Below are 10,895 nucleotides of genomic sequence, written 5' to 3'. Positions count from 1 at the left end.
GATTTGGTAGGTCCAACACAAGCAACGGCTCATAAACTGCTTAAAACTGTCCTTATCTGCTCAACAAAGGATTAAGAATGGCTGATCAGTCGATTATCAGCGCCCTCGTGCTCGGTGTGATCGAGGGTATTACCGAGTTTTTGCCGATCTCCAGCACCGGCCATCTCATCATCGCGGAACAATGGCTGGGTCACCGGTCTGATACGTTCAATATCGTCATCCAGGCCGGCGCGATCATCGCGGTAACCATCATCTACTGGCGTCGCCTGCTTAACCTGTTCCTCGGTTGGCGGGAGCCGGCAAATCGCGACTATGCCGCCAAGCTGATCGTTGCCTTCCTGATCACGGCGGCTCTCGGGCTGATCGTCAAGAAGCTCGGTTTCGCGCTTCCCGAGGACGCGGCACCGATTGCCTGGGCACTCATCATCGGCGGCATCTGGATGATCTTTGCAGAATGGGCCGCCGCACGCAGGCCGGCTTCCACCCAGATAACCTGGCTCGTCGCGATCCTGGTCGGCATTGCGCAGGTGGTTGCGGGGGTCTTCCCCGGCACGTCGCGTTCGGGTGCCACTATCTTCATCGCCATGCTGGCCGGTACCGGAAGCCGGGCTGCGGCCACCGAGTTTGCCTTTCTCGTCGGCATTCCGACCATGTATGCGGCCAGTGGCTACGAGCTACTGAAGACGCTCAAGGACGGCAGCGCCGCGCACGAGGATTGGACCTCACTCGGCGTGGCTTTCGTCGTGTCGACGATCGTCGCCTTCATCGCCGTGAAATGGCTGCTGACCTATATCCGCAGCAACCGCTTCACCGTCTTCGCGATCTATAGAATCGTTCTCGGATTTTTGTTGCTCGGCCTGATCGCCCTGGGATCTGTCCCGCAACGCGGTGAACAGAGTGCCGCGGCCTCAAGCGCCGTCGCGCCGGCCGAGACTGCCCTGCGTCCTGCACTGCTAAAGTGAAGGGCGCTCAATTCTTCATGAAACAAAAAGGCTGCTAAGGAGCGGCCTTTTTGTTTTGTCGATGCTTAGTGATGAATGGATGCCGTGCTGCACGGATCAACACCGTATGCGGGCGTGCATTCGCTCTTGCCGGCTGCGCCCGTCGTCGGAGCCATGAACGAGCCCGCGAGGATGATCAGCGCTGCGCATGCAAAAAAGAGGGCGATGGGCTTGCCCATGGAGGAATGCCTTTCGATGGAAGATTTTATCGTCACGGTTGCGCCGCTTGTTTGGTGAGGGAGGATTTATGGGTTGGATTAGAAGAATTCAATAAAGGATTTTGCTGAACCGGCCGTTAACGCGACTGCTTCGGCCACTGCGACCTTTGTGCCACTATCCTTGCCCGAAACATGAGCGACAACAAAGGGGTGCCCGATTTTTCATCGGGCACGACCGGAATGTCGAAGCGAAACAAATTGCTGGATATGGTTAATGATATCAGGCCGCGCGGCCAGAGCCTGTGTACTGGCCCTGCGGGCGATACTGCACAAGGTAAGATGGCAGAACCGAGGACGCGAGCGTCGGGCGGATGCCTATTCCCTGCAGCGTGCGGCCTTCCGTGGCGGCGGCATCGGAAACGACATTGTCGATTTTCAGCAGCTTCACCTGGTCACTGGTGATCGGCGGCTGGACGAAAGGGATCAACGACGCGATGCTGCCGATCAGCGATGCGATGCCGAACGGCAGCGAGACGAGCGCGTTGCTGCGATTGGTGACGCGCAGCATCGTTTCGAGACACTGACGGAAGGTCATGACCTCGCCGCCGCCGAGCTCATAGATCTTGCCGGAGGCGATCGTGCCGTCGACGGAGCGGGCGACGGTTTCGGCGACGTCTTCCACATAGACCGGCTGGAACTTCGTCTTGCCGCCGCCGATCAGCGGCAGCGCAGGGAAGGTGCGGGCCATGGAGGCGAACTTGTTGAAGAAACTGTCTTCCGGGCCGAACATGATCGACGGCCGCAGGATCACGGCATCCGGCAGCGTTGAGAAGATAGTCGCTTCGGCGCGGCCCTTGCTGCGGGCGTACGACGATTGCGAATTGGCATTGGCGCCGATCGCGGAAATATGGGTAAGTCTGGCGCCGGCAGCACGTGCCGCATCGGCAACCGCGCGAGCGCCGAAATCCTGAACCGCATCGAACGTGTTGCGGCCGCTCTCGAACATGATGCCGACGCAGTTGACCACATGCGAAGCGCCTTCGGCGGCCTTCAGGACCGATTGGCGGTAGCGCAGGTTCGCCTGGACCAGCGAGATCTGCCCGACATAACCGGCGGGCAGCAGGAAACCGGCAAGATCCGGACGGCGAACGGCGACCCGGACGCGATAACCGCGCTTGGCAAGCGTACGCACCACATGCCTGCCGACGAAGCCCGATCCTCCGAAAACGGTGACGAGCGGCGGAAGGTTGTTGATGGTCATGGCGTGCTCCGGGAGCCTGTGGGACGAGATGAGTGCTGTTTAACCGAATCGCGGCACGGGTGGAAGTGTCTCCACTGCCGCACCGCCCGCGATAACCGGTTCTTAAAGGCCGTCGAGGACGACGATTTCGCCATCCGCCACTTCCTGGCGGATCTTGATGGCGATCGCGTATTCGGGCGAATTGTAGCAGTCGACGGCGGCCTGCATCGACGGGAATTCGATGATGACGTTGCGGGCGCGGGATTTGCCTTCCATCGCCGCCATGGCGCCGCCGCGGGCGAGGAAATTGGCGCCGTATTTCTCGAAGGCGGGCGTGGCCGCTGCGATATAATCCTTGTAGCGTTCCGCGTCGCGAACATCGACGCGAGCGACCCAATATCCCTTGGCCATGGTATCTCCTCCAGCGTGTTTTCGGTTAGGACGACTTCCGGCAAATTCCCGGGCGAGTCAATATGGCGGGCGTTGCGTACCTGTCCGACAGCCACCGGGACTCGTCCCGGATCGCGACCGGCAGGATATCTCTCCGGCAACGACGGATTATCAGAGCACGCCCTGCATCTCGGCGAGGATGGCTTGTGCCGCCGCCTTCGGATCCGGCGCCTTGACGATCGGGCGGGCGACGACCAGATGGCTCGATCCGGCGCGCAATGCGTCGGCCGGCGTCATCACCCGCTTCTGATCGCCCGCTTCCGAACCCGCAGGGCGGATGCCGGGCGTGACGATCGCCAGATCAGGGCCGACAATCTTGCGAACCGCAGCTGACTCCTCGGCCGAGCAGACGATACCGCCCATGCCGGCAGCCAGCGCCTGTTCGGAGCGTCGCAGAACCAGGGTATGAGGGTCGTATTCGTAACCGGCATCGACGAGATCCGTTTCGTCCATCGAGGTCAGGACGGTGACCGCAAGCAGGCAGAGGTCGGAACCTTTTGCTGCCTCGACCGCGGCGCGCATCGCCTTCGGATAGGCGTGCAGGGTGAGCATGGTCATGCCCATCTTGACGATATTCTCGACGCCCTTCGCGACCGTGTTGTCGATGTCGAGCAGCTTCATGTCGAGGAAGACTTTTTTGCCATCCTTTGCCAGATCGCGTGCAAGTTCGAGACCGCCGGCGAAAACGAGCTGATAGCCGATCTTGTAGAAGGAAACGGTGTCACCGAGCGTGGAGACCATCTTTTCGGCCTCGCCGATGGTCGGAATGTCGAGGCCTACGATGAGGCGATCACGAGCGTTCATGCCAGGAACCCTTCCCATGTTTCGATGGGCGTCCAGTCGCATGAGAGCGTCCGATCCGCAAGGGTGAAGCAGAAGAGATTTCCCCCGCCGCCCGGCTGGTCCCGGTCGCGAGCGATCGGCGAGCCGGTGAGGTGGCATTTCAACAGCGTACCAACGCCGCCATGGCCGACGAAGGCGATCGGCGTGCTCGGGTCGTGAGCGGCAAGAGTTCTGGTGACCGCCGAGACGATGCGGCTCTGCGCATCCACGGCGCGTTCCCAGCCTTTGAAGCTCTCTTCCGGGTGGGCGAAAAACCAGTTTGCCGCATCCTCGAACTGTGGCGGCGGCAGAAAGCCTGTCGCCGAGCGATCGTTCTCATGGGTGTCCTCGGCGATCTCGATCGAAATGCCCGAGGCGAGGCTGAGGATTTCGGCAGTCTCGATCGCCTTCACCTCGTCGCTGGAGATGATCCGGCCGAGTTTCCTTGCCCATTCGGATTGGGCGGCCGCGCGAGCGCGGGCGGCGCCAACGTCGGAGAGCCCCCACCGAGGCACCGGCACGTTCGCATCGATGCGGACCTGCGGATGGGTGATGTAGAGGCCGAATGCCATGGTCAGCCGCGGCTATAGGTCCAGAGCTGCGCTGGCGGAATGTTGCGGACGACGAAATCGTAATGCTTGATCCGGTAGCGGTCGGGCTGAGCAATGATCGGCGAGACGGGGCCATAGGTGATCTGCATTACCGGCCGGCCGGCCGGGATGCGGTCGAGCAGGTCTTCGAGCAGCCCGATGCGGCGCTCCATCGGGAAGCTCAAAAGCGGGATTGCCGAAATAACGCTGTCGAATGTCGTGTCCTTCAAGGCGCCGAGCGTGCGCTTGAGATCGAAGGCATCGCCATTGATGAAGTTCACGCCTTCATAGGTGCGGACTAGGTGCTGGAAGAAATCGGTCGAATATTCGATGGAGACCAGGTTTTCCGGCGAGATACCGTGCTTCAGGATCGCCTTGGTGATGATGCCGGTGCCGGGCCCGAGTTCGAGGACAGGCAGGCCGGAGGCCGTGTCGATGACGCTTGCCATGCGTTTGGCGGTAACGGAGGAGGTGGGGCAGATCGCGCCGACCCGTTTCGGGCCATCGATCCAGCCTTTGAAGAACCGGATCTCATCATCGAACTTGCGGCCAAGCCGCTCCTTCAAGCGCAGTTCCATTTTTTTATCCTCTCCCTTTTGCCCCATGTGGAACCCCGATGCCGCAAAAGCAAGGAAAAATGTCGCACCTGGGAAAACCGCATGAAAAAGGCGGCCGGAGCTTCCGGCCGCCTTGATGATGTTAAACGCGCATCGGCATCAAGACATAGAGCGCGTCGTCGCCCGCAGTATCTCGCACCAATGTCGGAGAACCGGCATCCGCCAGCATGAAGATCGCGTCGTCGCCCGAAAGCTGGGCGGTAATGTCGAGCAGGTATTTGGCGTTGAAGCCGATTTCCATCGGATCGTTGTCGTAACCGACTGCAACCTCTTCCGTGGCGCTGCCCGAATCCGGATTGTTGACGGTCAGCATCAGCTGGCCGTCTGTCAGCGACAGCTTTACGGCACGGCCGCGCTCGGAGGAAATGGTCGAGACGCGGTCGACAGCCCTGGTAAAGCTCTGGCAATCGACGCGCATTTCCTTGTCATTGCCTGTCGGGATGACGCGCTGGTAATCCGGGAAGGTGCCGTCGATCAGCTTCGAGGTCATGACGATCGAGCCAATCGTGACCCGGATCTTGGCGTCCGAAACCTCGACCGTGACCACCGATTCCGGATCATCGACCAGTTTCTGGAGTTCGCCGACCGTCTTGCGGGGAATGATGATGCCCGGCATGCCTTCGGAACCCGATGGCGCCTTCACATCGGCGCGGGCCAGGCGGTGACCATCGGTCGCGACTGCGCGAAGCTTCAGGTCCCCATCGGCTTCGATCGTGTGGAAGAATATGCCGTTCAGGTAATAGCGGGTCTCCTCGGTGGAGATCGCGAACTGGGTGCGGTCGATCAGCATTTTCAGATCGGTCGCCTTCAGCTTGAACGTATGCGTGAAGCTGCCGGCGGTGAGGTCGGGGAAGTCGGATTCCGGCAGGCACTGCAGCGAGAACTTCGAGCGCCCGGATTGCACCGTCATCGAGCTGCCGTCAGGATTGGTGGCGAGCAGCACTTCCGAACCATCCGGCAGCTTCCGGACGATTTCGTAAAGCAGGTGCGCCGGAACCGTCGTGGCGCCGGCAGTCTCGACCATGGCCGGAAGGGCTTCGGTGATTTCGAGGTCGAGGTCGGTCGCTTTCAGGTCGAGACCGGCGCCGGACGCGCGCATCAGCACGTTGGAGAGGATCGGGATGGTGTTCCGTCGCTCCACCACGCGATGCACGTGGTTCAGCGACTTCAGAAGGTTTGACCGCTCAAGAGTAATACGCATGGACGCAATCGCTTTCGACCGTGGCGATCCGGCAGGGCCGGACCCTGATATTCTGCCGGCTTTGGGCCAGCCGGATGATGTGGACCGGCAAAATGGCAGACAACCCGTTCGAAAAGCAAGAGGTGAACAAGGCGTTAGCAAGTCATTTCGCATCTGTCTCACGCGCTGCACACAGAAAATATGCGTTCTCAACAGCTTGGGCTTTACTTGCCGAAGCCCGTCGGCTTGCCCATAAAGGCACATGACCATCCTTTTGTGCGTGACGCCCCTTGACCGATGACCTGAAGAGCAGCCAGCGCGGCTATCGCGTCGCCAATACTTTCGTGGCCGCGCGGCCATTGGAGCCGGCGCTTTATCTGGTCGCGACCCCGATCGGCAATCTCGGCGACATCACGTTGAGGGCGCTGGAGACACTCTCCGGCGCCGATGTGCTCGCCTGCGAGGATACCCGGGTGACCCGCGTCCTGCTCGACCGCTACGGCATCGTCAACCGGCCCTATTCCTACCATGAGCACAATTCCGACGAGGTCGGACCGAAGCTGATCGCGGCGCTGGAAGAAGGAAAATCGGTGGCGCTGGTCTCCGATGCGGGCACGCCCTTGGTCTCCGATCCCGGTTATCGGCTCGGTCAGATGGCGATCCAGGCCGGCCACAAGGTCGTGCCGATCCCCGGCGCCTCTGCGCCGCTCGCAGCGCTCGTCGGTTCCGGCATGCCGTCCGACGCGTTTCTGTTTGCCGGTTTCCTTCCGGTCAAGGACAAGGGCCGCCGCGACCGGCTGGCCGAGCTTTCGAAAGTGCCGGCAACGCTGATCTTCTTCGAATCGCCGCATCGCATCGGCGCAACGCTCGCCGCGGCCGCCGAAGTGCTCGGAACTGGCCGGCGCGCGGCGGTCTGCCGTGAATTGACGAAGACTTTCGAAGAGTTTCGCCGAGGCACGCTGGAGGAACTCGCCGCCTATTACGACGACGACCGCGTGGTGAAGGGCGAGATCGTGCTGCTTCTGGCGCCGCCCGAGGCCGAGGAGCCTCCCGGCGAAGTCGAGGTGGACGTGCTGCTGCGCCGGCTCTCAACCTCTATGCCAGCAGCGAAAGCCGCTGCCGAGGCTGCGCGGCTCACCGGACTTGCCCGCAAGGTTCTTTATCAGCGGCTCCTGGAGTTGAAGGGCGAGGATGGCGGCGGAGCGCAATGACAACAGCCTGAACCGGCGAAAGGCCGAGCGGCAGAAGGCTTATAAAAGAGGCCATCTCTCCGAGTATCTCGCCGCGCTCTATCTGTTTGTGAAGGGCTACCGCATCCTTGCCATTCGCTATCGCACAAAGATCGGCGAGATCGATCTTATAGCCCGCAAGGGGGACCTTGTTATATTCGTCGAGGTCAAGGCGCGCAGAGGCGAAAGCGAAGCCATCGACGCAGTCGGCTACATGACCCAGAACCGTATTCGCGCGGCAAGCGCGCTGTGGCTTTCGAAGCGGAAGCATGTAGCGACGCTTTCACAGCGCTACGACATTATTGCCGTGCTTCCAGGGCGCCTGCCGCGGCATTTTCCCGACGCATTCTAACGAACAAATCAAGTGTCCTTGCTCTGTTAGAAAAATGACATAAAACTGTAACGGTGGTGTCATGGGAGGACCCTATTTGGGGGCCGACACCAATCAAGGTGGAGGAAATAATAATGTTGAGAAAACTCTCAATGGCCGCATTCGCGGTCGCGCTGTCGGCAACGTCGTCGCTTGCCGCGACGGAAGTCACCTGGTGGCATGCCATGGGTGGCGAACTCGGCAAGAAGCTTGAAGAAATCGCTCAGAAATTCAACGAGAGCCAGTCCGACTACAAAGTCGTTCCGGTCTATAAGGGAAGTTATCCGGAAACGTTGACCGCCGCGATCGCCGCGTTCCGCGCTGGCCAGCAACCGGCTATCGTCCAGGTCTTCGAAGTTGGCACCGGCACGATGATGGCTGCCAAGGGCGCCGTCTATCCTGTCTACAAGCTGATGGCGGACGAAGGCGAACCCTTCGACACCAAGACATTCCTGGCTCCGGTTACCGGCTACTATTCCGATACGAAGGGCAACATCCTGTCGCTGCCCTTCAATTCCTCCACTCCGATCATGTATTACAACAAGGACATCTTCAAAAAGGCGGGCCTTGATCCTGAAGTTGCCCCGAAGACCTGGAAGGAAGTCGAGGAGTTCTCGAAGAAGATCGTTTCCTCCGGCGCTGCCAAGTGCGGCCTCACCTCGGCGTGGATTACCTGGGTACAGACCGAAAACCTTTCGGCGCTGCATGACAAGCCTTTCGGCACGCTGCAGAACGGTTTCGGCGGCGTGAAGTCCGAATTCACCTTCAACGGTCCTCTGCAGGTCAAGCACTGGGCAAACCTGAAGAAGTGGCAGGACGAAGGCCTGTTCAAGTATGGTGGCCCGGTCGGTGGCGACCAGGCGGCGACCATGTTCTATTCGCAGGAATGCGCCATCACGATGAACTCCTCCGCAGGCCGCGCCGGGGTCATCAACAACGCCAAGAACTTCACGCCGGGCTTCGCCCCGCTGCCTTATTACGACGATGAGATCAAGGAGCCGAAGAACTCCATCATCGGCGGCGCCACCCTCTGGGTGCTGAACGGCAAGGATAAGGCGACCTACAAGGGTGTAGCCAAGTTCTTCAGCTATCTCTCCAAGCCGGATGTCCAGGCTGATTGGCACCAGTTCACCGGTTATCTGCCGATCACCAATGCTGCTTACGAACTCGGCCAGAAGCAGGGCTATTACGAAAAGAATCCCGGCTCCGACATCGCCATCAAGCAGATCACCCGCGGTACTCCCTCGGAAAATTCGAAGGGCGTGCGGTTCGGCAACTTTACCCAGGTCCGCACCATCATCGACGAGGAGTTCCAGGCACTCCTCGCCAACAAGAAGGACGCCAAGCAGTCGCTCGACAGCGCAGTGCAGCGCGGCAATGCGCTTCTGCGTGAATTCGAGGCGGCCAACTCGAACTGATCGTTCCGATCTCCGCAGGGAGGACCGGCTACCGCCGGCCCTCCCTTGCTTGCTTATTACGTTGTGGTGAGGGAACGGTGGATACCAAAAGAACAACCTTCAATAACCGCCTGCTGCCCTATTTGCTGCTCGCGCCCCAGCTCGCTATCACGCTCGTCTTCTTCATCTGGCCTGCCGCGCAGGCAGTGAAGTCTTCATTCGAGCGGGAAGATCCCTTTGGTTTCTCTACCGTTTTCGTCGGATTGACCCATTATCGGCAGCTGATCGAGGACCCGAACTATCTGGATGCTCTCTGGCGCACCGGCATATTCGCGGTGTCCGTTACCATCCTTTCGATGATGCTCGGCCTTGCATTCGCGGCCGCGGTCAACCGCGTGACGCGATCCGCCAGAATCTATACCACCCTGCTGGTTTGGCCTTATGCCGTCGCCCCTGTCGTGGCGGGTGTCCTGTGGTGGTTTCTCTTCAATACATCCACCGGTCTGCTGCCCTTTTTCCTTGAGCGCGTCGGCATTCGCTGGGACCATGATCTCAACGGCACGCATGCGATGATCCTGATCATCATCGCGGCAGCCTGGAAGCAGATCTCCTACAACTTCCTTTTCTTCCTGGCTGGATTGCAGTCGGTGCCGCAGTCGCTGATCGAGGCTGCCGCGATCGACGGTTCGGGCCCGGTGAGGCGCTTCTTCACCATCTCTCTGCCGCTTCTGTCGCCGACGACGTTTTTCCTGTTCATCATCAACGTGAACTACACGATGTTCGACACCTTCCCGATCGTGGATGCCACGACGGGCGGCGGGCCAGCGCAGGCGACGACCACGCTCGTCTACAAGGTCTATCAGGACGGTTACGTCGGTCTGAACATCGGTTCGTCCTCGGCGCAGTCGGTGTTGCTAATGTTGATCGTGATGCTGCTGACCTTTGTTCAGTTCCGCTTCGTCGAACGCCGCGTCCAGTATTGAGGAACGATCATGGTTGAAAACCGCCCCTTCCTGACTTTCCTCACCCACGCATTCCTGATCCTGGGATTTCTGGTGGTCGCGCTGCCGGTCTATGTCGCGATCATGGCGTCGACCCATGACGTCTCGACGCTGATGAGCGGGCCGGTCCCGCTTCTGCCGGGCTCGCATTTCATCGAGAACTATTCGACCATTCTGACGAGCGCCGCGGCCGCTCACGGCCTGCCCAATTATTCGCACATGGCGCTGAACTCTCTGATCATGGCGTTGACAATCACCGTCGGAAAAATTGCCATCTCGATCCTTTCCGCCTTTGCGATCGTCTATTTCCGGTTTCCTTTCCGGCTACTGGCTTTCTGGATCATCTTCGTCACCCTGATGCTGCCGGTCGAGGTGCGCATCATGCCGACATACAAGATCGTTGCCGACCTCGGCATGTTGAATTCCTGGGCCGGTCTGACCGTCCCGTTGATCGCATCGGCCACGGCGACCTTCCTGTTCCGCCAGTTCTTCATGACAGTCCCGGACGAACTTCTGGAAGCGGCCCGTGTGGACGGAGCCGGCCCTATGAAGTTCTTCCGGGACATCCTCCTGCCGCTCTCGCGTACCAATATCGGCGCGCTATGCGTCATCCTCTTCATCTATGGCTGGGTTCAGTACCTTTGGCCGCTCCTGGTGACCACCGACCCCGGTTATTACACGCTGATGATGGGGATGAAGCGCATGGTCACGGCGCAGGACGGCGTCATCGAGTGGCAACTCGTCATGGCGGGGTCCGTACTCGCCATGCTTCCCCCCATCCTCGTCGTGGTTTTCATGCAGCGGTTGTTCATCCGCGGGCTTACTGAAACGGAGAAATAA

Annotated in this window: 12 protein-coding genes and 1 pseudogene; 6 read left to right on the top strand and 7 right to left on the bottom strand. The window is 60.1% G+C overall.

What is annotated here, in order from left to right:
• Positions 1–77 precede the first annotated feature (77 nt).
• Positions 78–878: pseudogene (locus MOV61_RS07665) on the top strand (undecaprenyl-diphosphate phosphatase); the annotation flags it as partial.
• Between the two features lie 149 nt (positions 879–1,027).
• Here MOV61_RS07665 and MOV61_RS07660 read toward each other — a convergent pair.
• From MOV61_RS07660 to dnaN, 7 genes are all read right to left on the bottom strand, one after another.
• The gene (locus MOV61_RS07660; RefSeq protein WP_007763306.1) at positions 1,028–1,180 is read right to left on the bottom strand and encodes a hypothetical protein; all 153 of its coding nucleotides are present in this window, start codon (positions 1,178–1,180) and stop codon (positions 1,028–1,030) included.
• A 259-nt stretch (positions 1,181–1,439) separates the two neighbouring features.
• On the bottom strand, positions 1,440–2,420 hold the full coding sequence (locus tag MOV61_RS07655) for a complex I NDUFA9 subunit family protein (protein ID WP_247136150.1): 981 nt from the start codon (positions 2,418–2,420) through the stop codon (positions 1,440–1,442).
• 102 nt (positions 2,421–2,522) lie between these two features.
• Positions 2,523–2,810, bottom strand: coding sequence for a DUF1330 domain-containing protein (locus MOV61_RS07650; RefSeq protein WP_247136149.1), 288 nt, complete (start codon positions 2,808–2,810; stop codon positions 2,523–2,525).
• Positions 2,811–2,960: 150 nt separating this feature from the next.
• Positions 2,961–3,653: an orotidine-5'-phosphate decarboxylase gene (pyrF, locus tag MOV61_RS07645; protein ID WP_247136148.1), complete on the bottom strand. Its 693-nt coding sequence runs from the start codon at positions 3,651–3,653 to the stop codon at positions 2,961–2,963.
• Complete coding sequence (locus MOV61_RS07640; RefSeq protein WP_247136147.1) at positions 3,650–4,243, bottom strand: histidine phosphatase family protein; 594 nt, start codon at positions 4,241–4,243, stop codon at positions 3,650–3,652. The genes pyrF and MOV61_RS07640 overlap by 4 nt, the downstream gene beginning before the upstream one ends.
• 2 nt (positions 4,244–4,245) lie before the next feature.
• A complete protein-coding gene (gene pmtA / locus MOV61_RS07635) occupies positions 4,246–4,839 on the bottom strand; it encodes a phospholipid N-methyltransferase PmtA (RefSeq protein WP_247136146.1) in 594 nt (197 codons plus the stop codon).
• 121 nt (positions 4,840–4,960) lie between these two features.
• Positions 4,961–6,079: a DNA polymerase III subunit beta gene (gene dnaN / locus MOV61_RS07630; protein WP_038548517.1), complete on the bottom strand. Its 1,119-nt coding sequence runs from the start codon at positions 6,077–6,079 to the stop codon at positions 4,961–4,963.
• 269 nt (positions 6,080–6,348) lie between these two features.
• Here dnaN and rsmI point away from each other — a divergent pair, with 269 nt between their 5' ends.
• The 5 genes from rsmI (at position 6,349) to ugpE (ending at position 10,895) form a co-directional block, all read left to right on the top strand.
• Positions 6,349–7,269 (top strand): 16S rRNA (cytidine(1402)-2'-O)-methyltransferase, encoded by a 921-nt coding sequence (rsmI, locus tag MOV61_RS07625; protein ID WP_247136145.1) that lies wholly within the window; start codon positions 6,349–6,351, stop codon positions 7,267–7,269.
• Positions 7,250–7,639, top strand: coding sequence for a YraN family protein (locus MOV61_RS07620; protein ID WP_247136144.1), 390 nt, complete (start codon positions 7,250–7,252; stop codon positions 7,637–7,639). The genes rsmI and MOV61_RS07620 overlap by 20 nt, the downstream gene beginning before the upstream one ends.
• Positions 7,640–7,752: 113 nt before the next feature.
• Positions 7,753–9,075 (top strand): sn-glycerol-3-phosphate ABC transporter substrate-binding protein UgpB, encoded by a 1,323-nt coding sequence (gene ugpB / locus MOV61_RS07615; protein ID WP_038592641.1) that lies wholly within the window; start codon positions 7,753–7,755, stop codon positions 9,073–9,075.
• A gap of 77 nt (positions 9,076–9,152) precedes the next feature.
• Positions 9,153–10,037, top strand: coding sequence for a sn-glycerol-3-phosphate ABC transporter permease UgpA (ugpA, locus tag MOV61_RS07610; protein WP_247136143.1), 885 nt, complete (start codon positions 9,153–9,155; stop codon positions 10,035–10,037).
• A 9-nt stretch (positions 10,038–10,046) separates the two neighbouring features.
• A complete protein-coding gene (ugpE, locus tag MOV61_RS07605; protein ID WP_038548528.1) occupies positions 10,047–10,895 on the top strand; it encodes a sn-glycerol-3-phosphate ABC transporter permease UgpE in 849 nt (282 codons plus the stop codon).

Origin of the sequence: Neorhizobium sp. BETTINA12A (genome assembly GCF_023006485.1) — a bacterium.
Lineage (GTDB): Bacteria > Pseudomonadota > Alphaproteobacteria > Rhizobiales > Rhizobiaceae > Neorhizobium.
This window is presented reverse-complemented; position numbering and strand designations above follow the sequence as displayed.